At 72.8% G+C, this 25,229-nt stretch carries 21 protein-coding genes; 13 read left to right on the top strand and 8 right to left on the bottom strand.

From position 1 onward, the window contains the following. The first annotated feature begins 42 nt into the window (after positions 1-42). The 5 genes from ACOJUI_RS09730 to ACOJUI_RS09710 all read left to right on the top strand — a co-directional run bounded on the left by ACOJUI_RS09730 (position 43) and on the right by ACOJUI_RS09710 (position 6,202). On the top strand, positions 43-849 hold the full coding sequence (locus ACOJUI_RS09730; protein ID WP_422114770.1) for a ThuA domain-containing protein: 807 nt from the start codon (positions 43-45) through the stop codon (positions 847-849). Beyond that, complete coding sequence (locus ACOJUI_RS09725) at positions 846-1,979, top strand: Gfo/Idh/MocA family protein (protein ID WP_422114769.1); 1,134 nt, start codon at positions 846-848, stop codon at positions 1,977-1,979. The genes ACOJUI_RS09730 and ACOJUI_RS09725 overlap by 4 nt, the downstream gene beginning before the upstream one ends. Positions 1,980-2,004: 25 nt before the next feature. Further along, positions 2,005-2,994 (top strand): LacI family DNA-binding transcriptional regulator, encoded by a 990-nt coding sequence (locus tag ACOJUI_RS09720; protein WP_422114768.1) that lies wholly within the window; start codon positions 2,005-2,007, stop codon positions 2,992-2,994. 71 nt (positions 2,995-3,065) lie between these two features. Then, positions 3,066-4,304, top strand: coding sequence for a peroxidase-related enzyme (locus tag ACOJUI_RS09715; protein ID WP_422114767.1), 1,239 nt, complete (start codon positions 3,066-3,068; stop codon positions 4,302-4,304). Next, the gene (locus ACOJUI_RS09710; protein ID WP_422114766.1) at positions 4,301-6,202 is read left to right on the top strand and encodes an FAD/NAD(P)-binding protein; all 1,902 of its coding nucleotides are present in this window, start codon (positions 4,301-4,303) and stop codon (positions 6,200-6,202) included. Before ACOJUI_RS09715 ends, ACOJUI_RS09710 begins: the two co-directional genes overlap by 4 nt. A 13-nt stretch (positions 6,203-6,215) precedes the next feature. On the opposite strand, the gene ACOJUI_RS09705 is transcribed toward ACOJUI_RS09710, so the two are convergent. Continuing rightward, a complete protein-coding gene (locus ACOJUI_RS09705) occupies positions 6,216-6,839 on the bottom strand; it encodes a TetR/AcrR family transcriptional regulator (RefSeq protein ID WP_422114765.1) in 624 nt (207 codons plus the stop codon). A gap of 117 nt (positions 6,840-6,956) precedes the next feature. On the opposite strand from ACOJUI_RS09705, the gene ACOJUI_RS09700 reads away from it, so the two are divergent. Together ACOJUI_RS09700 and ACOJUI_RS09695 are read left to right on the top strand one after the other, a co-directional pair. After that, positions 6,957-7,781 (top strand): sugar phosphate isomerase/epimerase family protein, encoded by an 825-nt coding sequence (locus ACOJUI_RS09700; RefSeq protein WP_422114764.1) that lies wholly within the window; start codon positions 6,957-6,959, stop codon positions 7,779-7,781. Further along, positions 7,778-8,911, top strand: a complete 1,134-nt coding sequence (locus ACOJUI_RS09695) for a Gfo/Idh/MocA family protein (protein ID WP_422114763.1) — start codon at positions 7,778-7,780, stop codon at positions 8,909-8,911. The genes ACOJUI_RS09700 and ACOJUI_RS09695 overlap by 4 nt, the downstream gene beginning before the upstream one ends. 111 nt (positions 8,912-9,022) lie before the next feature. Here ACOJUI_RS09695 and ACOJUI_RS09690 read toward each other — a convergent pair whose 3' ends face one another. Both ACOJUI_RS09690 and ACOJUI_RS09685 read right to left on the bottom strand, forming a co-directional pair. Then, positions 9,023-10,558 (bottom strand): UDP-N-acetylglucosamine 1-carboxyvinyltransferase, encoded by a 1,536-nt coding sequence (locus tag ACOJUI_RS09690; RefSeq protein WP_422114762.1) that lies wholly within the window; start codon positions 10,556-10,558, stop codon positions 9,023-9,025. 82 nt (positions 10,559-10,640) lie between these two features. Next, positions 10,641-11,168: an HNH endonuclease gene (locus ACOJUI_RS09685; protein ID WP_422114761.1), complete on the bottom strand. Its 528-nt coding sequence runs from the start codon at positions 11,166-11,168 to the stop codon at positions 10,641-10,643. 173 nt (positions 11,169-11,341) lie between these two features. On the opposite strand from ACOJUI_RS09685, the gene ACOJUI_RS09680 reads away from it, so the two are divergent. Beyond that, positions 11,342-12,679 carry a hypothetical protein gene (locus tag ACOJUI_RS09680; RefSeq protein ID WP_422114760.1) on the top strand — a complete coding sequence of 446 codons (1,338 nt, stop codon included), beginning with the start codon at positions 11,342-11,344 and terminating at the stop codon, positions 12,677-12,679. Positions 12,680-12,688: 9 nt separating this feature from the next. On the opposite strand, the gene ACOJUI_RS09675 is transcribed toward ACOJUI_RS09680, so the two are convergent. Together ACOJUI_RS09675 and ACOJUI_RS09670 are read right to left on the bottom strand one after the other, a co-directional pair. Beyond that, entirely contained in the window at positions 12,689-14,101 is a 1,413-nt protein-coding gene (locus ACOJUI_RS09675; RefSeq protein WP_422117649.1) for a peptide MFS transporter, read from the bottom strand. A gap of 220 nt (positions 14,102-14,321) precedes the next feature. After that, a complete protein-coding gene (locus tag ACOJUI_RS09670; RefSeq protein WP_422114759.1) occupies positions 14,322-15,815 on the bottom strand; it encodes a phytoene desaturase family protein in 1,494 nt (497 codons plus the stop codon). Positions 15,816-15,911: 96 nt separating this feature from the next. Here ACOJUI_RS09670 and ACOJUI_RS09665 point away from each other — a divergent pair, with 96 nt between their 5' ends. The 4 genes from ACOJUI_RS09665 to ACOJUI_RS09650 all read left to right on the top strand — a co-directional run bounded on the left by ACOJUI_RS09665 (position 15,912) and on the right by ACOJUI_RS09650 (position 20,035). After that, positions 15,912-16,766, top strand: coding sequence for a siderophore-interacting protein (locus ACOJUI_RS09665; RefSeq protein WP_422114758.1), 855 nt, complete (start codon positions 15,912-15,914; stop codon positions 16,764-16,766). A gap of 15 nt (positions 16,767-16,781) precedes the next feature. Continuing rightward, entirely contained in the window at positions 16,782-17,426 is a 645-nt protein-coding gene (locus tag ACOJUI_RS09660) for a DNA-3-methyladenine glycosylase I (RefSeq protein ID WP_422114757.1), read from the top strand. A 90-nt stretch (positions 17,427-17,516) separates the two neighbouring features. Continuing rightward, the gene (locus tag ACOJUI_RS09655) at positions 17,517-18,818 is read left to right on the top strand and encodes an O-acetylhomoserine aminocarboxypropyltransferase/cysteine synthase family protein (protein ID WP_422114756.1); all 1,302 of its coding nucleotides are present in this window, start codon (positions 17,517-17,519) and stop codon (positions 18,816-18,818) included. A 50-nt stretch (positions 18,819-18,868) separates the two neighbouring features. Further along, positions 18,869-20,035, top strand: coding sequence for an FAD-dependent oxidoreductase (locus ACOJUI_RS09650; RefSeq protein ID WP_422114755.1), 1,167 nt, complete (start codon positions 18,869-18,871; stop codon positions 20,033-20,035). Between the two features lie 5 nt (positions 20,036-20,040). Here the strand turns inward: ACOJUI_RS09650 and ACOJUI_RS09645 are convergent, their stop codons facing one another. Beyond that, entirely contained in the window at positions 20,041-21,012 is a 972-nt protein-coding gene (locus tag ACOJUI_RS09645; RefSeq protein WP_422114754.1) for an SDR family oxidoreductase, read from the bottom strand. A gap of 76 nt (positions 21,013-21,088) precedes the next feature. On the opposite strand from ACOJUI_RS09645, the gene ACOJUI_RS09640 reads away from it, so the two are divergent. Next, positions 21,089-21,844, top strand: a complete 756-nt coding sequence (locus ACOJUI_RS09640; RefSeq protein WP_422114753.1) for a PIG-L deacetylase family protein — start codon at positions 21,089-21,091, stop codon at positions 21,842-21,844. Between the two features lie 14 nt (positions 21,845-21,858). On the opposite strand, the gene ACOJUI_RS09635 is transcribed toward ACOJUI_RS09640, so the two are convergent. Both ACOJUI_RS09635 and metG read right to left on the bottom strand, forming a co-directional pair. After that, complete coding sequence (locus ACOJUI_RS09635; RefSeq protein WP_422114752.1) at positions 21,859-23,328, bottom strand: sugar porter family MFS transporter; 1,470 nt, start codon at positions 23,326-23,328, stop codon at positions 21,859-21,861. 91 nt (positions 23,329-23,419) lie between these two features. After that, positions 23,420-25,216 (bottom strand): methionine--tRNA ligase, encoded by a 1,797-nt coding sequence (gene metG, locus ACOJUI_RS09630; protein ID WP_422114751.1) that lies wholly within the window; start codon positions 25,214-25,216, stop codon positions 23,420-23,422. Between the last annotated feature and the right edge of the window lie 13 nt (positions 25,217-25,229).

The following is a 25,229-nucleotide window of genomic DNA, read 5'->3' as shown; positions in this document are numbered from 1 at the left end:
CCTCCACCACCCATATTCCACCCCACCGGAAGGAACCCATCCATGACCACCACGACCACCCCCGCGCCCCTGCGCGTCACCGTCTGGGGCGAGAACCGCCACGAGCAGCGTGACCAGCGCGTGCGCGACCACTACCCCGAGGGCATGCACTCCGCCATCCGCGACGGCATCCTCGAGAACCTCGGCGGCGCCGTCACGACCCGCTTCGCCCTGCTCGATGATCCCGAGCACGGCCTGAGCGAGGAGGTGCTCGCCGAGACCGACGTGCTCACGTGGTGGGGGCACATGGCCCACGGCGAGGTCTCCGACGAGGTGGCCGAGCGCGTCCAGCAGCACGTGCTGGCCGGCATGGGCCTGGTCGTGCTGCACTCCGGGCACTGGTCCAAGCCGTTCACCCGGCTCATGGGCACCACCTGCACGCTGCGCTGGCGCAACGAGGCGGACCGGGAGCTGGTGTGGACCGTCAACCCCTCGCATCCGATCGCCGAGGGCGTGCCGCACCCGATCATCATCCCGGAGCAGGAGATGTACGGGGAGCACTTCGACATCCCCGTGCCCGACGAGCTGGTGTTCGTCTCCTCCTTCAGCGGGGGAGAGGTGTTCCGCTCGGGATGCACGTTCCGGCGCGGCAACGGGAAGATCTTCTACTTCAGCCCCGGCGACCAGGACTACCCCGTCTACCACCACCCCGATGTGCGCCGCGTGATCGCCAACGGCGTCTCCTGGGCCCGTCCCGCGGTCGCCGACCGCGAGGTGCCCTTCCTGGACCGCTACGAGACCGAATGGTTCGTCTCGGGCGCCTCCGGCCAGGGCGTCGGGGATGCGGCAGCGGCGGGGAAGAGCGCATGAGCGCTCCCAGCCGGGCCACCCCGGACCCGGTCCGGGTGGTCGTGGTGGGGGCCGGCGGGATGGGCAGGGCCTGGATCGGCACGGTGCTGGACAGCGAGGCCGCCCACCTGGTCGGGGTGGTCGACGTCATCGACGGCGCCGCCGCCCGGGCGGTGGAGGAGGTGGTCCCCGAGGCGCTGCGCCCGGGCGTGCGGACGGGCACCGACACCGTCGAGGTCGCGAGGGTCGCCGGGGCCGAGGCCGTCATCGACGTCACCGTCCCTGCCGCCCACCACGCGGTCACCGCCGACGCGCTGCATGCCGGCCTCCCGGTGCTGGGGGAGAAGCCCTGCGCGGCGACCCTCGCCGAGGCCATCTCCCTCGCCGGGCACAGCGAGAGCACCGGGACGCTCTTCATGGTCTCCCAGTCCCGTCGCAACAATCCGCATCTCCAGGAGACGCGGCGGCTCGCGGACGAGCTGGGCGGCGCCGGCATCGTCGACACCCGGTTCTACAAGGCGCCTCGCTTCGGCGGGTTCCGCGACGAGATGGAGCACCCGCTGATCGTCGACATGGCGATCCACGCCTTCGACGCGGGTCGGGTGCTGGTCGACGCCGATCCGATCTCGGTGACGGCGGCCTCCTCCAACCCGCCGTGGAGCTGGTACGCGGGGGACGCGGCCGCGACGGTGAGGATCGACTACGGCGGCGGCGTCGTGCACACCTTCTCCGGGTCCTGGTGCTCCCCGGGGCGCGAGACCAGCTGGAACGGCGAGTGGATGATCAGCTGCCAGGGCGGCACCGTGCACTGGGACGGCGAGACGCCGCCGACGGCCCAGCACGCCGATGGCGAGACGCTGCGCGGCCGCGACCCCGAGCCGGGCGACCGGTGGGAGCTCGCCGCCTCGCTGGCCGAGTTCTGCACCGCCCTGCGCGGCGGAGAGCGTCCGCGGACCGAGGTCCACCAGAACGTGTGGACCCAGGCGATCGTCGAGGCGGCGGTGTGTTCGGCCGAGACCGGGCGCCGGGTCGAGCTCGCCGCCGTGCTGGACGAGGCGCTCGCCGACGCGCGGCGGCTGGACGCCGCCGATGGTCGCAGCGCCGCCCTGACGGCGTGGAAGACTGGCGCCTCGGGGCTGAGGACCGGGTGAGCGCGGCCCCGGGGAAGGGGTGGGGGTGAGCGCCACGCGCAGGAGGGCACCGACGAGCCAGGACGTCGCCCGGCTCGCCGGGGTCTCCCAGTCCACCGTGAGCTACGTGCTGACCGGCTCCCGCCCCATCTCCGAGGCCACCCGGCAGCGGGTCGAGGAGGCCATCGCCAAGCTCGGCTACCACCCCAACTCCGGGGCCCGCACCCTGCGCTCGCGGCGCAGCGGCGTGATCGGGCTGATGGTCCCCGAGCCGTACGCGGACGACGGCGTGCTGATGCAGTTCATCGGCGCGATCGCCCGGGAGTCCCAGCGCTTCGGCTACGACATCCTGCTGGTCACCGCCCAGGAGGGTGCGCGCGGGATCCATCGCGTCGTGCGCACCGGGGTGTGCGAGGCGCTGATCCTGATGGAGCTCGGACGGCGCGACGAGCGCGTCGCGCCCGTCCTCGACTCGGGTCTCCCCTTCGTGACGATCGGGAAGCCGGACGAGTTCCCCGGCGGCTCGGTCGTCGACCTCGACTTCGAGCTGCTCGGTCGCATGGTGGTCGACCGGGTGCTCGCCGAGTCCTGCGGCCGTCTGCTGCTGTTCGGCGCGCCGGGGACGAAGCGTCACCGCAATGACGTCGCGCGCTTCCTCGGCGGGGTCGAGGACCAGGCCGCCGGGACCGGACTGCGCATCGAGCTCGATGCCGGCCCGGTGGCCGACATGCCCGAGCGCGCTTGGGACGGGGCGGGCCCGGGGGAGCGCACCGCGATGTTCGGCATCACCGGGGTCGCCCCGGCCCTGTTCGCGCTCGCCGCGACCGGTGCCCTGGCCGACCCCGACCGGTTGATGATCGCCTTGACCGGGGACGACCTGACGTCGGTGAGCCCGCTGCTGACGGCGGTCCCGCGCATCGACCCCCGCCGCGTCGAGATCAGCGAACTCGCGGTCCGGGAGCTGGTGCGCCTGCTCCGGGAGGACGGCGCCGGGGCGCGCACCACCCTGGTCGAACCGCGCTGGGTCGAGGGATGACCAGGCCGGGGTGAGCGTCGGCACACCCGGCCGCAGGCGAGATGCGCTTTGGAGCGTCCTAAGATGCCCCTATGACTTCTGAGTCCGCCGCCCTCGACGTCCACGAGCTCCTCGCCGCGCTCCTCCTCGATGCGCCCGAGGCCGCTGGGATGCTCGGCGTGCTGCGTCCCGACGTGCTGGCCCGCACCCGGGAGGCGTACGACGCGCTGTACCGCACCGAGCAGCCGCTCCCGCTGCCCGTGCTCCACGCCTTCGCCGTGGTCACCGCGGACTGGCAGGGGAGCGGGGCGCTCGCCGCCTGGCACCGGGCGCAGGGCGCCGATGCGCAGCTCACGGCCGCCGATCCGGTCCATGGCGACGCCCACGGCGTGCGCGCCGAGACCCTGCAGGCGCTGCGGGACCATGTCGACCTGCTGTCCCTCTCACCGGCGCTCGCGGCGGCCGAGGACCAGGAGCGTCTCGCCGCCGTCGGCGTGGACGCGCCCACCGCGGTCCTGATCGGCCAGCTCGTCTCGTTCGAGAGCTACCTCCAGCGCCTGGTGCTCGACCTCGCCGCGCTGAACGGCCGCGAGGTCCCGTCGGCCGATGCGCCGGCCCGCACCCCGCACAGCCGCGGCCGCACCGCCCCGCAGGGCGGCAGCACCGCGACCGGTCGCCCCCGCCCCTCGGCCTTCACCCGTGAGGTGCTCGACTGGGAGCCGTGGATTTCGGTGCCCGGCGAGGAGGAGCTCACCCCGCAGCAGCGGGACTCCTTCGCCTCGAAGGCGAGCGCCGGCAGCGTCTACTTCCGGATGCTCTCGCTGACCCCGGGCATCACCGCGGCCCGCAGCGAGCTCGACAATGCGATCTTCCTGCCCCGCGACGGGTTGCCCAAGGCCGAGCGCGAGCTCGCCGCGGCCGTGACCAGCCGGGTCAACGACTGCATCTACTGCGCCTCGGTGCATGCGCGCAAGGCCGCCGGCTTCTCCAAGCGGGAGGCCGACGTCGACGCGCTGCTCGCGGCCGCCCTGGACCGTGGCGTCGACTGGATCGCCGGCGACCTCGCGCCGCTCGCCGCCGGGCAGGACGACCGCTGGGGCGCGCTGATCACCGCGGCCGCCGAGCTCTCTCGCCCCCGTCCCCGCTTCGACATCGCGCAGGTCGCCGAGCTGCGCCGGCACGGCCTCGACGCCCGCGAGATCGCGGATCTGGTCACCGCGGCTGGCTTCTTCGCCTGGGCGAACCGCCTCATGCTGAGCCTGGGCGACGCCTCGGTGCCGGACGCCGACGCCCCCGCGCCCGCGCAGCGTCTGCCCGCCTCGGTCCGATGACCCGCTTCGACGCCGTCATCGTCGGCGGCGGCCCGCGCGGGGTCGCCACCGTGCTGCGCACCGCCGTCCGCACCGCCGTCCGCGCCGCGGTCAGCGGCGGGGGACCGGTGCGCCTGGCGATCATCGACGCCCTGGCCGTCGGACCCGGTGCGACGTGGCTGATCGAGCAGCCCGCCGCCTACCTCAACAACACCCAGGCCGATGCCACCACCGTCCACCCCGACGAGTCCACCCCCATGAGCGGTCCCCCCGCGCCGGGGCCGGACCTCGTGGACTGGGCCCGGCGGGTCCGGGCCGACGGCGGCCACCCGGTCGGGGCGTGGGTGATGGAGGAGGTGCGCGACCTGACCGGCGCGACCTTCCCCACCCGCCGCCTGCAGGGGGTCTACTACCGCGATCAGCTCGACGCCGCGATCGCCTCCGGGCAGGTCGAGGTCAGCGAGTTCGTGGGGCTGGCCGTGGATCTCGAGCGCGAGGACGAGGACACCGTGGTGGTGCTCGAGGACGGCCGGCGGCTCAGCGCCCCCACCGTGGTGCTCGCCCAGGGCATGGTCCAGTCCCGGCGCAGCCGGGAGGTCACCGCCCTGACCGAGGCCGCCGAGCGCTTCGGGCTGCGCTACGTCGAGCCCGGCATGCCGGCCGAGCGCGAGTACACCGGTCTGCCCGCGGGGGAGACCGTCCTGGTGCGCGGCCTGGGCGCGAACTTCTTCGACGTCATCGGGCAGCTCGCCGCCGAGTGGGGAGGCACCCTCGAGGTGAGCGCGGACGATCCGCGGGGGCGGCTGCAGTACACCCCGAGCGGGCGCGAGCCCCACCTGCTCGTCGGCTCCCGCCGCGGCGTTCCGTACCGCTCCAAGCCCGAGGGCGGACGCCCCGTGCGGCCGTTCACGCCCCGCTGGGCCACCCCGGAGTGGTTCGCCGCGATCGCCCGACGCTCCGACGTCGACTTCGCCGCCGAGGTGTGGCCCGTGCTGGGCCGCGAGTTCGCCCGGGTCTACCTCGAGGCGCTCAGCGAGGTCGCCCCGGCGGCGGTCACCGGACTCTGGATCCCGGCCCTGGACGCCGCGGACACCGCCGACGAGGTCGACGCGGTGCTCGAGGCCGCGATCGGCGATCCCCGCTGGACCTGGACCCTCGACGAGCTGCACCGTCCCACCCATGGCGAACCGGTCACCGCGGCGGCCTGGCAGGCCCTCGTGGACCGTCTGATCCAGGACGAGCTGGGCTCGATGTCCGATCCCTGGCGCCATCCCCGCGCGGCCGTGAACGCCGCCATGGCCACCCTGCGCCTCCAGGTCGGGCGGCTCAGCGGGGGCGGCGCCTTCCACGGCGCCTCCCTGGCCCGCGACGTGCTGGGCTGGTTCGACGGCGACTCCCTGGCGCTGGCCTCGGGACCGCCCGCCGACCGGGTGCGCCTCGTGCTGGCGCTCATCGAGGCCGGGATCATCGAGCTGATCGGTCCGCAGATGGTGGTCGAGGCCGATCCCGGCGAGGGGGTGTTCCGCGCCGCCTCGCCGATCACCGGCCGCGTGGCCACCTCCCGCGTGCTGCTGGAGACGCGCATGTCCAAGGGGCAGATCCCGCAGACCAGCGACCCGCTGCTGCGCTCGCTGCTGGCCACCGGACGCGCCCGCCTCCACACCGTCGACGGCGTGCCCACCGCCTCGATGGAGGCCACCGGCGCCGAGATCAGCGAGGACGCGCGCAGCGGCCACAACCTGGTCGCGGCCGACGGGAGCGTCGACGCCTCCGTGGTGGTGCTCGGCATCCCGGCGGCGAGCACCCAGCCCGGCAGCGCCATCGGCGCCGCCCCGGGCGTGCCCTCACCGCTGCTGGCCGGGGCGGACATCGCCGCCAAGCAGATCATGGCGCGGGTGCGGGCGGGCGTCCGCGCCTGAGGGGTCGGGGCGCTCAGGCCGGCGGGGCGAGCAGCACCGCGAAGCTCTCCAGGGTGCGCTCGAGCTCGACGGAGGGCTCGAGCAGCCACTGGATCTGCAGACCGTCGGACGCCGCGATGAGCAGCGCCGCGAGGTCCGCCGGCTCCACGTCGGAGCGCACCCGTCCGTCGGACTGCTCCCGGCGCAGGCGCTCGGTGAGGTCCTCGCGCAGCCGCGCGAAGCGGGTGCTGAAGAACTGCTGGGAGGGGGTGCCCTCGGCGGCCAGAGCGGAGGCCACCAGGGTCGTGTACAGCTCGACCATGCCGGGCACCTCGACGTTGATCACCGCGGCCTTGACCAGCACGTCCAGCGCCGAACGGTCGTCGAACTCGGCAGCGGTGTCGCGCTGGGACTCGGCATGCTCGTACACCGCCACCAGCAGCTGCTCGCGGGAGTCGAAGTAGTGCAGCAGGGCCGCATGGGAGACCCCGATGGCGGTCGCGATGCGGCGCAGGGAGGTGCCGTCGGCCCCGCGCTCGCGGAACACCTCGATGGCGCGGTCGAGGATCTCCTGCCGTCGGGCGACGCCCTTGGAGTAGGACCCCGCGCGGCCGATCACGGCGGGCGGGACGGTGTCGGGGGACTCCTTCGTGGACATGCGTCGAATGCTACCCACATGAAACCTCCAGATGGAGGTTTGCGTGGTAATCTCCTCCACGACGCCCTCACCGTGACGTGCGGCATAGGGGTGACGACCTCTGAAAGCAGGAAAGACATGGCACTGCCCATCGCCTCCGTCCAGCTCTACTCGCTGGCCGCCGAGTTCTCGGCGGATATGAACGGCTCCCTCGAGAAGCTCGCCGCGATCGGCCTGCGCACCGTCGAGGCCTTCGACTTCGTGCGCCGACCGGCCGAGATCCGGGCCGCCCTGGATCAAGCGGGCCTGACCTCCCCCACCGGTCACGCCCCGCTGCTGACCGGCGAGCTGTGGACCCCGGACGGCTCCATCCCCACCGCGGCCAACGAGGTCGTGTTCGAGGCCGCGGCCGAGATCGGGATGAAGACCGTCATCGAGCCCATGGTGCCCACCGAGCGCTGGCTCACCGAGGACGGCGTCAAGGACATCGCCGAGCGCCTCAACGTCGCCTCCGAGAAGGCCAAGGAGTTCGGCCTCACCGTCGGCTACCACAACCACGCCCAGGAGTTCCTGGCCTCCTTCGACGGCCGCACCGCCTACCAGCGCTTCCTCGACCTCGTCGATCCGGCCGTCGAGATCGAGCTGGACCTGTTCTGGGCGCTGGCCGGCGGCCAGGACGTCGTGGCCCTGGTCGAGGAGATCGGGGACCGCCTGGTGGCGATCCACGTCAAGGACGGCGTGGCCCCGGCCTCGAACCCCTTCGACCCGGAGGCGCCGACCTTCAGCTCCGACAGCCTGGACCAGCGCCACGCCGGCGAGGGCGACGTGCCCACGATCGAGGCGATGAACGCCGCGACCGGCGTGAAGTACGCCGTCATCGAGTACGACAGGGCCCCCGGGGACGTCTTCGAGGACATCGCCGACAGCTACCGCTTCCTCATCGAGAACGGCCTCGCGGCATGACCGGCGCCTCCGCTCCCGTCGGCGTCGGCCTCATCGGCGCCGGAGTCATCTCCGACACCTACCTCGAGAACCTCGGCTCGTACCCGGACGTCGAGGTGCTCGCGGTCGGGGACCTCGACACCGATCGCGCCCGCGCCCAGGCCGAGAAGCACGGCGTGAGCGTCTCCGGCACCGCCCAGGACGTGCTGGACCACCCCGGGGTGCAGGTCGTGGTCAACCTGACCATCCCCGCCGCCCACGCGGAGGTCTCCGCCGCGGCCATCGCCGCCGGCAAGCACGTCTGGACCGAGAAGCCGCTGGGGCTGGACCGCGGGTCCACCGCGGCGCTGCTGCGCTCGGCCGCGGAGGCGGGGCTGCGGGTGGGCTGCGCGCCCGACACCGTGCTCGGCCCGGGCGTGCAGACCGCGAAGCGGGAGATTGCCAAGGGCACCATCGGGCGTCCGCTGTTCGCCCAGACGTCCATGCAGTGGCAGGGTCCCGAGGTGTTCCACCCCAATCCCGCCTTCCTGTTCGCCAAGGGCGCCGGCCCGCTGCTCGACATCGGCCCGTACTACTTCACGACCCTCGTGAGCATGTTCGGCACCGTCGACTCGGTGGCGGCCATGGGCCTGCGGGCCCGACAGGAGCGGGAGATCCAGGTGGGTCCGAACGCCGGGCAGACCTTCCCCGTCGAGACCCCCTCGACCATCTCGGTGCTGACCCGCTTCGAGGCCGGCCAGACCGGCACCTCCCTGGTCAGCTTCGACTCGCCGCTGGCCCGCCAGGGCATCGTCGAGATCCACGGCACCGAGGGCTCCCTGGTGGTGCCCGACCCGAACATGTTCGAGGGCCGCATCGCCTACGTGCGTCCCTTCGAGTCCTTCGGGGAGGCCCCGCCGGTGCAGGAGTGGATCGAGGTGCCCCAGCAGGGCGTCGTCACCGGTCGCGGGCTGGGCCTGCTGGACATGGTCCGCGCCATCGCCGAGGACCGCCCGCACGTGGCCAGCGGCGAGCTGGGCTACCACGTGCTCGACGTGATGCTCTCGGCCGAGGAGTCCGCCGCCTCCGGCGAGTTCGTCGCCGTGGCCAGCTCGGTGGCCGAGGTGCCGCTGCTGCCGGAGGGCTTCGACCCCTTCGCCCGCACGCTCTGAGGCACCGCACGATCGCGCGCTGAGGACCCATGATCCCGGGATCATGGGTCCTCAGCGCGCAATGCTGCGTCGGGGTGCCGGCGGCCCGGCCGATGGCCGGCGGCCCGGCGCTCAGATGTCGCGGAAGGTCTCGATGCGCGCGCCGAGCTTGTTCAGGCGCTCGGCGAGGTCCTCGTAGCCGCGGTTGATGACGTAGACGTTGCGCAGCACCGAGGTGCCCTTGGCGGCGAGCATCGCCAGCAGGATCACCACGGCCGGGCGCAGGGCCGGCGGGCAGACCAGCTCGGCGCCGCTCCAGCGCGTCGGCCCCTCGATGAGCACCCGGTGCGGATCCATCAGCTTCACGTTCGCGCCCAGCTTGGTGAGCTCGGTGAGGTAGATGGCGCGGTTCTCGTAGACCCAGTCGTGCAGCATCGTCTGCCCCTGGGCGGTCGCCGCGATGACCGCGAAGAAGGGCAGGTTGTCGATGTTCAGGCCCGGGAACGGCATCGGGTGGATCTTGTCGATCGGGGCGGTGAGGTCCGAGGGATGGGTGGTGATGTCCACCAGGCGGGTCCGCCCGTTCTCGGCCGGGTACTCCTCGGAGCGGTCGTAGCGCAGCCCCATCTCCTCGAGGATCGCCAGCTCGATCTCCATGAACTCGATCGGCACCCGGCGCACGGTGATCGAGGAGCGGGTGACGATCGCGGCGGAGATCAGGCTCATCGCCTCGATCGGGTCCTCGCTGGGGGCGTAGTCCACGTCCACCGCGATCTGCGCCTTCCCCTGCACCCGCAGCGTGGTGGTGCCGATGCCGTCGATCCGCACCCCCAGCTTGACCAGGAAGAAGCACAGGTCCTGGACCATGTAGTTGGGGCTCGCGTTGCGGATGACGGTCTCGCCGTCGTGGAGCGCGGCCGCCAGCAGGGCGTTCTCGGTGACGGTGTCGCCGCGCTCGGTGAGCACGATCGGGCGGCGGGGCCCGGTGCCGGTGTCCGTGGTGGCCTGGTAGTTGTGGTCGGTGGCGACGACGTCGAGGCCGAAGTGGCGCAGCGCCGTCATGTGCGGCTCGACGGTGCGGGTGCCGAGATCGCAGCCGCCCGCGTAGGGCAGCTGGAACTTCCCGGCGCGGTGCAGCAGCGGGCCCAGGAACATGATGATCGAGCGGGTGCGGCGGGCGGCGGCGGCGTCGATCGACTCGAGGTCGAGCGTCGCGGGCACGCGCAGCTCGAGGTCGTTCTGCTCGTTCAGCCAGGTGGCCTTCACGCCGATCGAGGTGAGCACCTCGAGCAGGCGGTTGACCTCCTCGATGCGGGCGACCTTGCGCAGCACGGTGGTGCCGGTGTTCAGCAGCGAGGCGCACAGCAGCGCAACCCCCGCATTCTTGGACGACTTCACGTCGATCGCGCCGGACAGGGTGGTCTCGCCCTGGACGCGCAGGTGGCTGGGCCCGGAGGCGCCCAGGCCCACCAGCTCGGAGTCCAGCGCGGCACCGATCCGGGAGACGGTGTCCAGGGTCAGGTTCTGCTGGCCCTTCTCCATGCGGTTCACGGCGCTCTGGCTGGTGCCGAGCTCGCCGGCCAGCTGGGTCTGGGTCAGCCCCGAGTGCAGTCGGGCCTCGCGGATGAGCGTGCCGATCCGGGCCAGGTAGTCCTCGTTCTCTGTCATGCGGGGACGCTATCTCACAGATGAGATATCGACTCCCAGGCTGCGTGCGGTGCTGGTCACGTCGGCCGTCGCCGCGCCCCTCTCAGGCGTCGACCATGACCGGGAGCGGCTCGATGTGCCCGCCCACCCGGTACGCGAGCGCCGGGTCGTACGGGGCGAAGCGCAGGGACATGCCGGCTTCGTCGGGGGTGCGGTCGGCCTTGCGGTTGTTGCAGGCCTTGCAGGCGGAGACCAGGTTCGTCCAGGAGGAGGGTCCGCCGCGGGAGATCGGGTGGATGTGGTCCACCGTGGCCAGCAGCGCCTCGCAGGGCGGGGTCTTGGAGACGCTGCGGCCGCAGTAGGCGCAGGTCCAGTGGTCCCGCTCATGGACGGCGCGGTAGGAGAAGCCGATCGAGCGCTGGCCGGCGCCCTCCACCCACGCGCCGCTGAGCTCCCGGGTCAGCTCGAGCGCGGTGGGGACGATCCGGTCGTCCTGGATGGCCAGCCGCACCGGGGTCGCCACCCGCCGGCGGATCATCCCGAAGGCGTGGCGCACGGTGGTGGTGTGCAGGAGCTCGCCGATCCCGGTGTCCGGGTCGTATCCGAGGTTGTAGACCTTGACCAGGGACATGGGCACCTCCTTGGTTCGGGCGCTGCGCAGCGCTGCGGCCCGGACGCGGGAGGAGCTCGTGGACCGAGCAGGTGCAGTATCCCTGCGCCCGGCCACCGGTGTCCATCATTTTCCCGCCCGCCCGGCCGGCGTCGCGGTGGCTTCCTGACGGCACGGCCCGTCATGCTGGGGGGATGGAGGACGAGACGCAGCGGCAGCAGCGCGAGCGCGAGAGGGTGCTCTCCGAGTACGGCACCTGGCGGATCACGGCGGAGGAGGACGCGCCCGCCGCCGCCGAGGTGCAGAACCTCGAGACCCTGCTGCGGCTGAAGGCCGACCACCTGGACAGCCCCGAGCCTGGGCTGTGGACCACGGAGCTGACGACCGCGCTGCTGACCGAGGTGATGCCGCGCACCGTGATCCAGTCGCGCGAGCAGGTGATGGACTTGGTGCCGACCCTGGCGAGGTTCTTCACCTACCTGCGCGAGACCGGCCGCTGGCATCCGCGCTCGATGGACGCCGCGGCCGGGCCCGCGATGCTCGCCGATCTCGAGTTCACCGTGCTGGAGGCGGCCGACGACCCCACCCGGCGCTCCTTCTCCACCAACATCCTGGGCTACGGCCTCTCGCTCGGCGTCGACCTCGAGGACGACCGGGAGCTCGCCGCCTTCATGCACTGGTACAACGCCCTGCCCGATGCGGAGCGCCTGGTCCTCAGCGACACCGGGCGGCTGCCCTCGCCGTCGGTGCCGTACGAGCGGGAGGCCGCGGTGCGCGCGGCGCGGCCCACGGACCTGCCCGGCGGCACCTGGCCCTGGTTCCTGCCCGCCCCCGACGAGGACGGGACGGCGCTCGGCGGACTCGATGCCGAGCAGGACGCGCCCGCCTACGCCCGCAACGCCTTCGTGCGGAACGCCGTGGCGCTGCTGGACTTCGTGGGGGAGGGCCGGAGGGTCACCCGCACCGGCGCGCTGGGCCGCGAGGACGCCCGCGAGCTGCTGGCACGGATGGGGCGGGACCAGGCGGTGCGCAGCATGTGGGACCGGCCGGAGATCGTCGGGCCCTGGGTGAGCCTGCTCGACGGCGGCTGGCTGGAGATCGACCGCGGGGTGGTGCACCGGGCCGCGGGTCCGGTGCCGTCCGCGAGCGCCGAGCAGGACGCGGAGGCCTTCGTCGCCTTCGGGCATGCGGTGCTCAGCGCCGCCCTGTTCGGTCGGGACGCCCGGGACGCGGAGGACGGCGGCTTCGTCGGGATGCCCGACACCGTCGCCGCGCTCCTGGCGGCCTGCGGGGCGGACGGCCTCACGCTGCCCGATCCGCTGGGGCCGGAGCCCGGCGCGGCGGGACCGCCGCTGGATCCGCTGACCGGGGTGGTGGACCGCGAGGAGCTGAAGCGGCTGTTCGCCGTGCGCAGCGACCTCACCGGCCTCGCCGCGATCGGGGTGCTCGAGCGCCACGGCTCCCGCTTCGTCGGCTCCCCGGCGGTGCTGGTCGCACTGGTGGCGCTGATCCGCGACCGCGACGAGGGCTGAGGGGCCGGGTCAGCGCACCCCGCGCATGCCCCGGCTGACGGGCCGGGCGACGGCCAGCATGAGCACGCCGATCGCGATGGTGACCGCGCCCAGGGCCCCGAAGTAGGCGCCCTCGGTCTCGGCGGAGTAGAAGGTGGCCAGGGCCCCGGAGAGGGAGGTGCCCAGCGCCACGGAGAGGTTGTACAGCGCCATCATCAGCACCGGGTACGAGGTCGGGGCCAGCTTGGTGGCCAGGGACAGCCCCACCGGGGAGATCCACAGCTCGCCGATCGTGGCCACCAGCATGATCATCGCGATCCACAGCACCGGCACCGAGACCACGTCGGCCATCGGCAGGAACAGTAGGAACGCCGAGCCCATGAGGATGATGCCGACGCCGAACTTGCGGGGCGTGGAGGGCTGGCGGGTGCCGAGCCGCGTCCACAGCGCCGCCATCACCGGGGCCAGCGCGATGATGAAGAAGGGGTTGAAGGACTGCACCCAGGAGATCGGCATCTCCCAGCCCAGGATCTCGCGGTCCAGCCGGGTGTCCGAGTACAGCGTGATGACGGTGAACTGCTGCTGGAAGAGGGCGAAGAAGGCCGCGGTGCCGATGAACAGCGGGATGAAGGCGCGCACCCGGGAGTGCTCGTCGGCGTCGAGCCGCTTCGAGAGCAGCAGCACGGCGAAGATGACGATCGCGCCGACGACGGCCAGCGCGGCCACCACGGTCGCGAGGTTCCCGGCGTTCAGGACGCCGGTGAGCACCAGCGCGAGGATCAGCACCACGGTGGCGACGGCGATCGCGGCCCAGCGCGGGTACTGCGAGCGGGGGAGCGGATCGGGCACGTGGTGCACGGCGGCGGGCAGGCCCTTGCGGGTCGCGGCGTACTGGGCCAGGCCGATCGCCATGCCGACGGCGGCGAGGCCGAAGCCGAGGTGGAAGCCCCATTCCTTCTGCGCCAGGCCCGTCAGCAGCGGACCGAGCAGGCCGCCGATGTTGATGCCCATGTAGTAGATGGAGAAGCCGGCGTCGCGGCGCGGGTCCTCCCGGGTGTACAGGGAGCCGACCAGGGTCGCGGCGGTGGACTTCAGCCCGCCGGAGCCGACACCGACCAGCAGCAGGCCGAGGATCAGCCCGGGCACGCCCGGCACCAGCGCGAGGGCGAGGTGGCCGGCCATGATCATCACCGCGCTGGTGAACAGCGTCCGTTCCGGTCCCAGCAGGCGGTCGGAGACCAGCGCACCCAGGATCGAGAAGAGGTAGACCGAGCCGCCGTAGGCGCCGACGATGCTCAGCGCGACCGTCTCGTCGATCCCCAGGCCGCCCTCGGTGGCCGCGAAGTACATGTAGATCGCGAGGATGCCCTGCATGCCGTAGAAGCTGAAGCGCTCCCACAGCTCGACGCTGAACAGGTTCGCCAGCGGACCGGGCTGTCCCATGAAGGTCCTGCCGCTGGGATTGTGCTCCAAGGCGTCGTCCCCGGGGCCGATCGCCACGCCGCCGCCGTCGCGGCCGGGGCGATCGGGGGCTGCAGCGCGGGATCGGGGGTGTTCGGGGAAATCACGGTGAGCCATCCTGCGGCAGGCCCCGGGACGGGTGCAACGCGGCGCAGTCCCGATGTGAGCAGTCAGTCGCCGCCGTGCGGCCGGGGGCGAGGGCTCAGGCGCCGGGGGAGAGGTCCGGCATCTCGCGCACCCCGAACTCCTGGCGCAGCACCCGCTGCGCGGCGTGCCAGCCGGCCATGCCGTGCACCCCCGGCCCGGGCGGGGTCGCCGACGAGCACAGGTACCAGCCGGTCTCCGCCAGCCGGTACGGGTCCCAGTGGGCGGTGGGCCGGGCGATCATCGAGTACATCGTCACGTGGCCCATCGAGATGTCCCCGCCCACCAGGGCGGGATTGTGGTGCGGCATCCGGGCGGCGCTGATGCCGCGGGAGGCGACGATCAGGTCCCGGAAGCCGGGGGCGAAGCGCTCGATCTGCGCCGTGACCAGCTCGGTGGGGTCGGTGGTGTCCCCGGCGGGGACGTGCGCGTAGGCCCACAGCGGGCGCAGCCCGCCCTGGATCCGCCCGGGGTCCACCACGGAGGGGTCGCTGACCAGGGTCATCGGGTGTTCGGGGACCCGGCCCGCGGCGACCTCGGCCTCGCTCGCGGCCATCTGCGCGCGGTTGCCGGCCAGGTGCTGGGTGCCGGCGCGGCCCACCTCCGCGTCGCGCCACGGCACCGGTCCCGACAGCACGAAGTCGACCTTGGCGGCGGCGTCGCCGTGCGGGAAGCGGCGCAGCTGCCGCTCGAGGGAGCGCGGCAGGCGGTTGGCGAGGATGTCCGCGGCGGCGTCGGCCGGGGTGTCCAGCAGCACCGCCGTGGCCTCCGGCACGTCGCGCCAGGTGCGCACCCGGTGCCCGGTGTGGATGGTGCCGCCGTGGGCGCGGAGGTCCTCGGCCAGGGTGTCCATGATCGCCTGGGAGCCGCCGACGGGGATCGGCCAGCCCACGCCGTGGGCGATGGTGCCCAGCAGCGCCGAGGTGGCCGCCATCGCCAGGGAGGGCATCCGACCGATGGCATGGGCGGCGACGCCGCTGAGCAGGGCCCGGGCGCGCTCGGTGCGGAAGGGCAGCTCCCAGGCCGGGGTGCCCTGCAGGCCCACCAGCGCCGCGAACAGCGGGGCCGCGACCAGGGTGCGCGGGGTCATCAGGGCCGGCGGGAGCGAGCGCTTGTCCCCGAGGGAGAGCTCGACGATGAGGTCCTGGTGCGCGGCGAGGGTGCCCATCACGGCCCGCCAGGCCAGACCGTCGGCGCCCAGGCCGGCGGCGGTGCGCTCGACGTCGTGCCAGGCGATCGCGGCCGGCTGGTCGTCCAGCGGCTGGGCGAAGGAGGCCTCGGGCGCGATCGCCCGCACCCCGCGGGCGCGGACGTCGAAGGCGGCGAAGAAGGGGCTGGCGAGGGCGAGCGGATGCACCGCCGAGCAGATGTCGTGCACGATGCCGGGGGCCAGGCCCAGGTCCAGCGTGCGGGCGCCGCCGCCGATGGTGTCCTCGGACTCGAGCACCTGGACGGACAGGCCGGCGCGGGCCAGGGTGACCGCGGCCGCGAGGCCGTTCGGGCCGGAGCCCACGACGACGGCATCGGCCTCGGTCCTGCGCTGGGTGCTCATGGGCCCAGCGTAGAGGTCACGGCGGCGCTCTCCCAGCCTGCGAGGTCGCCCACCACTGCTATTAACGAAACGCCCAGGTCGCGTAATGTGTCGGGCATGCACACCACGACCGTCCCGACCACCCGCGCCGAGACCCCGACGGAGCGCCCGGCACGGAAGCCGAAGCGCCAGGCCGTGCTGGAGGTGCAGGCCAAGCGGCGCATCTCGCCGCACCTGCTGCGCATCACCCTCGGCGGTGAGCTGTACAGCGCCCTGAACCGCAACCACCACACCGACGCCTACGTCAAGCTGCTGATCGCCGACCCCGCCGCCGGCCTGCACCCTCCGTACGACCTCGACGCGCTGCGCGAGGAGAGCCCCGAGCTGATGCCCGTGCGCCGCACCTACACCGTGCGGCACTGGAACGACCAGGACCAGAGCCTCGAGATCGACGTCGTCCTGCACGGCGACAACGAGGGCGCCGCCTCCCGCTGGGCCGATGCGGCCCAGCCCGGCGACCTGATCGCCCTGATGGGCGCCGGCGGCGGCTACCTCCCGCAGTCCGAGAGCGCCGCGCACCTGCTGATCGGCGACCACGCCGCGCTGCCCGCCATCGCCGCCTCCCTCGAGAGCATGGACCCCGCCGCGCAGGGACTCGCCCTGATCCACCTCGACCACGAGGAGGACCGCATCGAGCTCACCCGCCCCGCGGGAGTCGAGCTGCACTGGGTGATCGGCCCGCGCGAGCAGCTGCTGGAGACCGTCGCCGCCCTCGACCTCGCCGAGGTGGAGGGCCTGCAGGTGTTCTGCCACGCCGAGCGCGGGCTGACCAAGCAGCTGCGGAGGGTGCTGGTCAAGGACGCCGGCATCCCCCGCGAGCAGATCTCGATCTCGGCCTACTGGGCGCTGGGCCGCGTGGAGGACGAGTTCCAGGCCGAGAAGCGCGAGCCCGTCGGTGCGATCGACGACTGAGGGCGGTGCGGGGCGATGAGTGATCTCGTCGTCGGCCCCGACGGGCTGGCACGGCCGCGCTGGGCCTCGGTCCATGACGACCTGCGCGTGTACTACGACACCGAGTGGGGCCTGCCGGTGCGCGACGAGCGCGGGGTGTTCGAGCGCCTGGCCCTGGAGGGCTTCCAGTCCGGTCTGAGCTGGGCGACGATCCTGCGTCGCCGCGAGGGGTTCCGGCGCGCCTTCGCCGGCTTCGAGGTCGAGCGGGTGGCCGCCTTCGACGCGGACGACGTGCAGCACCTGCTGGCCGATGAGGGGATCATCCGCCACCGCGGCAAGATCGAGGCCACCATCGCCAACGCCCGCGCCACCATCGCCCTGCGCGGGACGGCGCAGCTCGGCGCCCGCGCGGACCTGGGCCCCGGAGCCACGCTCGCGGACCTGGTCTGGTCCTACCGCCCCGAGCGCACCCCGCTGCCCAGGACCGCCGCCGAAGTCCCCACCACCAGCGGCGAGTCGATCGCCCTGGCCCGGGAGCTCAAGCGGCGCGGCTTCCGCTTCGTGGGCCCCACCACGATGTTCGCGCTGATGGAGGCGCTCGGCGTGGTCGACACCCACCTGCTGGGCTCCCATCGCCGCGGCAGCTCCGGGGTGTGGCGGGCCGACGGCACCCCGGCCTGAGCCGCCACACTCCGTCACAGACCTCGCCTCGGCGCTGCGCCCGCGCCCACGATGGACCCGAGCGGGAATCGGCCATCGGAGGAGGCGGGAATGAGCACAGCGGCGATCCATGCGGGCTGGAGCGGCGGGGACGTCCACCGCTCGGTGACCCCGCCCATCCACGCCTCGAGCGCCTTCGCCCACCGCGACCACGCCTCGCTCAAGTCGCTGTTCGAGCGCCGCAGCGACGGCTTCGCCTACTCCCGCTCCGGCAATCCCACCACCGCCGTGCTCGAGCAGCGGATCACCGCGCTCGAGGGCGGGATCGGGGCGATCGCGGTCGCCTCCGGTCAGGCGGCGACCAGCATCGCCCTGTGCGCGCTGGCCGCGCCCGGTGGCCACGTGGTGGCCTCCTCGCTGCTGTACGGCGGCACCACCGAGTTCCTCGACGACACCCTCGCCGACTTCGGGGTGACCTGCTCGGTGGTGGACCCCTGGGACCTCGGTGCCTGGGAGGCCGCCATCACGGCGGAGACCCGCGCGGTGGTGGTCGAATCGATCGCGAACCCGGGCGCCCAGCTGGTGGACCTCGACGCCATCAGCGCCATCGCCCATGCCCGCGGCGTGCCCGTCGTGGTCGACTCCACGCTCGCCAGTCCCGCCCTGTTCCGCCCCGGTGAGCACGGCGCGGATCTGGTGGTCCATTCGGCCACCAAGTACCTCTGCGGCCACGGCACCACCATCGCCGGCCTCATCGTCGACACCGGCGCCTTCGATCCGCGGCGGCATCCCGAGCGCTGGCCGCGGCTGACCGCGCCGAGCCGCCGCTTCGGCGTCACCTTCGCCACCGAGTACGAGCGCGGCGCCTCCGGGCTGCTGGCCTTCGCCCGCGCCAAGTACGTCACCGACTTCGGCGCCACCCTCCCCGCCGCGAGCGCCCAGCAGATCCTGGTGGGCATCGAGACCCTCGACCTGCGGATGCGCAAGATCAGCGCCGACGCCGCGATGCTGGCCTCGCGACTCCACGGCCTGCCCGGGGTGGCGGCCGTCCACCACCCCGCCATCCCCGGCCGGCCCGACGCGCATCTGGCCGATCGCCACTTCCCCCACGGCACCTCCGGGGTGTTCTCGATCGACCTGGTCGGCGGGGAGGAGGCCGCGGCGGCGTTCTGCGACGCCCTGCAGCTGTGGACGCTCGCGGTGAACCTGGGCGATGCCCGCTCCCTGGTCTGCCATCCCGGCTCGACCACCCATTCCCATCTCACCGAGACCCAGCGCCGGGCCTGCGGGGTCCGCCCCGGCACCGTGCGCCTCAGCGTCGGCCTCGAGGACCTCGAGGACCTCGTCGAGGACCTCGAGCGGGGGCTCGCGGCCGTCCACCATAGGGAGGCGGTCGGCGCGCAGCGGGGGTGATGCCCGTCGCGCCCGGGAACAGCGCGCGGCCCGGGCGGGTTCGACCCGGTATGGAGACCTCTGTGCGCACCGCTGACGTGGTGGTGATCGGTGCCGGCCAGGCAGGGCTCTCCGCCACCTTCCATCTGCTGCGCCGCGGGGTGCGTCCGCTCGCACGGGCCCGGCCGGGGGAGCTGAGCCTCCTGGTGCTCGATGCGGAGGACGGCCCGGGCGGCGCCTGGCGCCACCGCTGGGAGAGCCTGACCATGGCCACCGTCAACGGCATCCGCGAGCTGCCCGGCATGCCCGAGGTCGAGGCGGCCCCCGCGGAGCCCGCCCGCGAGGCGGTGCCCGCCTACTTCGCCGACTTCGAGGACCGCTTCGAGGTGCCGATCGAGCGGCCGGTGCGGGTGGTGCGGGTCGAGGACGACCCTGCCGCGGGCCCCGCGCCGGAGCAGGAGAGCCTGTGGCCGCCGCTGCTGGTGCACTCCGTCGGCCCGGACGGCACGCCCCGCCCGCCCATCCGCACCCGCGCGGTGCTGAACGCGACCGGCACCTGGACCCGGCCCTTCATTCCTGCCTACCCGGGCGCCGCGGACTTCCGCGGCCGGCAGCTGCACACCGTGGACTACACGCGCGCCGAGGACTTCGCCGGGCAGCGGGTGGGCATCGTCGGCGGCGGCATCAGCGCGCTCGGCTTCCTGCAGGAGATCGCCGAGGTGGGGGAGACCTTCTGGTACACCCGCCGGGAGCCGGTCCTCGAGGACCGTCCGTTCAGCCCGGAGCGGGGCCGCCAGGCCGTCGCCGGCGTCATCGACCGGGTCAGCCGGGGCCTGCCGGTGCGCAGCGTCGTCTCCGCGACCGGTCTGGTCTGGACGCCCGCACTGCGGGAGGCGCAGCGGCGCGGCGTGCTGCAGCGCCGGCCCATGTTCGAGCGGCTCACCGCGAGCGGCGTCATCGAGGCCGACGGCAGCGCCACCGAGCTCGACGCGATCCTCTGGGCCACCGGCTTCCGCCATGAGCTGCGGCACCTGCGGCCGCTGCAGCTGCGCACCGAGCACGGCGGCATCCGCATCGACGGCACCGCCGCGGCGCAGGATCCGCGGATCCATCTGCTCGGCTACGGCCCCAGCGCCTCCACCATCGGCGCCAACCGCGCCGGCGGCGCCGCGGTGCGGACGCTGCTGCCGCTGCTGGACGGCTCGGCGGCGCCCCGGCGGGCACCGGTGCCCGCCTGAGCGGATCAGGCGCCGTAGCGCTCGACGAGCCGGTCCAGCCCGGCGTCGAACTCGGCGTCGACCACCTGGCGGGACGTCTCGGCCAGGTACCAGTCGACGATCTCGCGGGCTCCCTCGGAGAAGGGCGTGGTGGCCTCCCAGCCCGGCACCAGCTGCTTGATCCGGGTGTTGTCGAACAGCACCGAATGCGCCTTGTCCCCGACCAGGCCGGGGCCGATCGACGGCAGCTCCCGCGCGATCGCCTCGGAGCTCACGTGCACGATCTGCGCCTCCCGCCCCAGGGCCTGCGCCATCACCTGCGCGATCTGGTCCCAGGTCAGGGACTCGTCACTGGTGATGTGCAGCGCCTGGCCCACGGCGTGGGGGTTGCCGAACAGGCCCACGAAGGCGCGGGCGAAGTCCCGCGAGTGGGTGAGGGTCCACCAGCTGGTGCCGTCGCCGTGCACCACGATCGGTCGCCCGTCCAGGATGCGCTGCAGGACGGTCCATCCGCCGTCCAGCGGGATCAGCGAGGGACCGTAGGTGTGGCTGGGCCGCACGATCGTCATCGGGAAGCCCGTCTCCCGGTACGCGGCGACCAGCAGGTCCTCGCTGGCGATCTTGTCGCGGGAGTACTGCCAGAAGGGGTTGCGCAGCGGGGTGGACTCCACGATCGGCAGCTGGGCGATCGGCTTCTGGTATGCGGAGGCGCTGGAGATGTAGAGGTACTGCGCGGTGCGGCCGGTGAAGATCCGGATGTCGTCGGCCGCCTGCTGCGGGCTGAAGGCCCGGAAGTTGGCGACCACATCGAAGGTCTCGTCCCCGACGGCCGCCTCCAGGGAGGCCCGATCCCCGGCGTCGCCGACCAGGCTGCGCGCACCCTCGGGCACCGGGCTGCGCCCCCGGTTCAGGACGGTGACCTCGTGCCCGCGCTCGAGCGCGAGCCGGGTGACGTAGGAGCTGATGTTGCCGGTGCCGCCGATGAGCAGGATTCGCATGGACAGCACGCTACCGTCGCCGCTGCACGATGGATACGGTGGGCACGCCGTCCGACCGACCGACCCAGGAGCGCCGATGCCCACCGATCCCGCCCCGCTGCCGAGCCTTCCCGAGGCCGGCCTCGAACGGGTGCTGTGCATCGTCGCCCATCCCGACGACATGGAGTACGGGACCTCCGCCGCCGTCGCCGCCTGGTCCGCCGCGGGCGTCACGGTGACCTACCTGCTGCTGACGGGCGGGGAGGCGGGCATGGCCGAGGCGCCCGAGGTGGTGGGGCCGCTGCGCGAGGCCGAGCAGCGCCGCGCCTGCGCGGCCGTCGGCGTCCAGGACCTGCGGATCCTCCCGCATCCCGACGGCATGCTGGAGGCCACCCTCGCCCTGCGCCGCGACGTGGCCCGCGCGGTGCGCCAGGTGCGCCCGGACCTGGTGCTGACGACGAACTTCGACCTCGAGGCCTACGGGGGCCTGAACCAGGCCGATCATCGGGCCGCGGGTCTGGCGGCGGTCGACGGCACCCGCGACGCCGCGAACCCCTGGGTGTTCCGCGAGCTGCTCGAGCAGGAGGGCCTCGCCCCCTGGCAGGCCCGGGCGCTGCTGGTGGCCGGGCACCCCGCGCCGACCCACGCCAAGGCGGTGCAGGCCGATCACGTGCGCGCGGCCGTCGCCTCGCTGCGCGCCCATCAGGCCTATCTCGAGCACGTGAGCGGCCACCCCGCACCGGAGGAGTTCATCCCCGCCGTCCTGCGGGAGGGCGGGGCGGCCGCCGGCTGCGAGCAGGCGGTGACGCTGCGGGTCCACGACCTGGGCGGACTCGTCCAGGCCGACGGCTGATCGCCGCGGCGCGGTCAGTCCTTCGCCGCGGGGCTGCGGCGTCGGCCCAGCTGCAGGGAGTCCATGTCCTCGAGCTCGCGGTCCTTGGTCTCGGGGATCCGCAGGAACACGAACACGAAGCTCAGCAGCGCGAACGCCGCGTACAGGCCGTAGGCGAAGCTCAGACCCACGTCCGCGAGCGCCGGGAAGGTCGCCGAGACCGCCCAGTTGGTGACCCACTGCGCGGCGGCCGCGACGGCCAGGGCCGAGGCGCGCAGGCGGTTGGGGAAGATCTCGCCCAGCAGCACCCACACCAGCGGGCCCCAGGTGGTGCCGAAGAACATCACGAAGGCGTTGGCGCCGATCAGCGCGACCGTCGACCATGGATCCGGGAGCGTGACCGTCTCCGCGCCCGGCGCGATCTCGCCGAAGGAGAAGGCGAGCGCCATCAGGCCGAGCGACACGGTCATGCCGGCCGAGCCGACCAGCAGCATGATGCGTCGGCCGACCCGGTCCACCAGCACGATCGCGATGATCGTCGCGACGATGTTAAGCACCGAGGTGATGGTGCTGGTCAGCAGCGCCTGGGACTCGTCGAAGCCGACGGACTGCCAGAGCGTGGTCGAGTAGTAGAAGATGACGTTGATGCCGACCAGCTGCTGGAAGAGCGAGAGCAGGATGCCGATCCACACGATCGGCTTGAGAGCGAAGCGGCCGCCCAGCAGGTCCCGGAAGCTCTCCTTCTGCTCGCGCTCCAGGGAGCGCTCGATCTGCTGGATCTTGAGGTTGACGTCGAGCTCGCCGGTGAAGTCGTACAGCACCTTCGAGGCCCGGTCGCGGTCCCCCTTGCCGATCAGGTAGCGCGGGGACTCCGGGAGGAACAGCGCCATGATCCCGTAGACCGCCGCGGGGATCGCCTCGATCATGAACATCCACCGCCAGGCGTCGATCCCGAACCAGAGGGACTCGGCGGAACCCCCGGCGGAGTTCGCCAGCACGGCGTTGGAGAGCAGGGCCGCGAAGATGCCCAGCACGATCGCGAGCTGCTGGAGGGAGCCCAGACGGCCCCGATAGCGGGCCGGGGCCACCTCGGCGATGTAGGCGGGCGCGATGACGCTCGCGGCGCCGACGCCGAGACCGCCGACGATGCGCCAGAGGATCAGGTCCCACACCCCGAAGGCCAGGCCCGAGCCGACCGCGGAGATGAAGAAGAGGATCGCGGCGATGACCATCACCGGGATGCGGCCGTAGCGGTTGGACAGGGCGCCGGCGAACCAGGCGCCGACGGCGCAGCCGAGCAGCGCGGAGGAGACGGCGAAGCCGGTCAGCCCCGCGCCGAGGGAGAACTCGTCGGACAGCGCGCCGACCGCGCCGTTGATCACGGAGGTGTCGAAGCCGAACAGGAAGCCGCCGATCGCGGCGGCGACGCTGATGACGACGACCTTCGGGTTCAGGTGCTGGGCGTGCGGCGCGGTGGTGTCAGGGGACCGTTCGGCTGAGGACATGGGAAGGACGCCTCCGAGTCGGGAACGTGAGTGCCGACACGGTATACCGGCCGTGGCCTGCGTGTATTACTCGCCGTTCACTTACGCCCGCTCACTCGGCGTCGGCCTGCAGGCGCTCAAGCTCCTCCTCGGCCACCGACGGGTCGAGCTTCTGGAAGATCGGGGTGGGCTTGACGACCTTCTGGCCGACCGCGACCGGGTGGTGCGCCCAGGCGGGCACCGCGGTGTAGTCACCGGTGATGATCGGGTAGCCGGGGCCGCCATCGAGGTCCTCGACCTCGTCGATGCGGGGCATCGGGGCGATCACGCGGTCACCGCCCAGCGCCTTCTCGACCGCGTTGACCGACTGCGGCAGGAACGGCGCCAGCATGGTGTTGAGGTCGGTGACGGCCTGGGCCAGCACGTGCAGCACCGTCAGCAGGCGCTCTCGCTGCTCGGGCGCCTTCAGCTTGAACGGCTCGGTGCGGGAGACGTAGGCGTTCGCCTCGCCCACCAGGTGCATGATCTCGGCGATCGCGGCGCGCTGACGGTGACCCTCGATGAGCGCGCCGACGCTCGTGAAGCCCTCCCGGATCGCGCCCAGCAGCTGCTCGTCGATCTCCTCGAGCTCTCCGGCGGCCGGGATCTCCCCGACATTCTTCGCGATCATCGCGGCGGTGCGGTTGACCAGGTTGCCCCAGCCGGCCACCAGCTCGTTGTTGGTGCGCGAGACGAAGTCGGCCCAGGTGAAGTCCGAGTCCTGGTTCTCGGGGCCGGCGGCGGAGATGTAGTAGCGCAGCGCATCGGGCTGGTACCGCTCGAGCATGTCGCGCACGTAGATGACCACCCGCTTGGAGGACGAGAACTTCTTGCCCTCCATGGTGAGGAACTCGCTGGAGACCACCTCGGTGGGCAGGTTCAGCTCGCCGAACCGCCCGGGCTCGCCGCCCTTGTCGCCCTTCCCGTTGTGGGCGATCATCTCGGCCGGCCAGATCTGGGAGTGGAAGACGATGTTGTCCTTGCCCATGAAGTAGTAGCCCAGGGCCTCGGGATCGTTCCACCACTTCCGCCACGCCTCGGGGTCCCCGGAGCGGCGCGCCCACTCGATGGAGGCGGAGAGGTAGCCGATGACCGCGTCGAACCAGACGTAGAGCCGCTTGTTGGGCTGGTCCTCCCAGCCCGGCACCGGGATGCCCCAGTCGATGTCCCGGGTCATCGCGCGCGGCCTGATGTCCTCGAGGATGTTCTGGCTGAAGCGGATCACGTTCGGGCGCCACAGCCCCGTGCCCTCGCGGTCGTCGAGCCAGCGCCCCAGCTCGCCGGCCAGCGCCGGCAGGTCCAGGAACCAGTGGGAGGTCTCGATGAACTCCGGGGTCTCGCCGTTGATGCGGGAGACGGGGTCGATGAGGTCGGTGGGGTCCAGCTGGTTGCCGCAGTTGTCGCACTGGTCGCCGCGGGCGCCGCCGGCGCCGCAGATCGGGCAGGTGCCCTCGATGTAGCGGTCCGGGAGGGTGCGCCCGGTGGAGGGGGAGATCGCGCCCGAGGTGGTCTGCTCGATCATGTACCCGTTCTCGCGCACCGTCACGAACATGTCCTGCACCACCTGGTAGTGGTTGCGGGTGGTAGTGCGGGTGAAGAGGTCGTAGGACAGCCCGAGCGCCACCAGGTCCTCGACGATGAGGCGGTTGTTGCGGTCGGCGAGCTCACGGGCGCTCACGCCGGCCTTGTCGGCCTCGACCAGGATCGGGGTGCCGTGCTCGTCGGTGCCGGAGACCATGAGCACGTCGTGGCCGGCCATCCGCATGTAGCGGGAGAAGACGTCGGAGGGGACGCCGAAGCCGGCGACATGGCCGATGTGGCGGGGACCATTGGCGTACGGCCAGGCGACCGCGGACAGGACTGTGCTCATGGGAGTCGATTCT

It is taken from the genome of Brachybacterium sp. UNK5269 (genome assembly GCF_049266655.1).
Lineage (GTDB): Bacteria > Actinomycetota > Actinomycetes > Actinomycetales > Dermabacteraceae > Brachybacterium.
The sequence above is the reverse complement of the archived record's forward strand: the minus strand, read 5'-3'. Positions and strand labels throughout refer to the sequence as shown.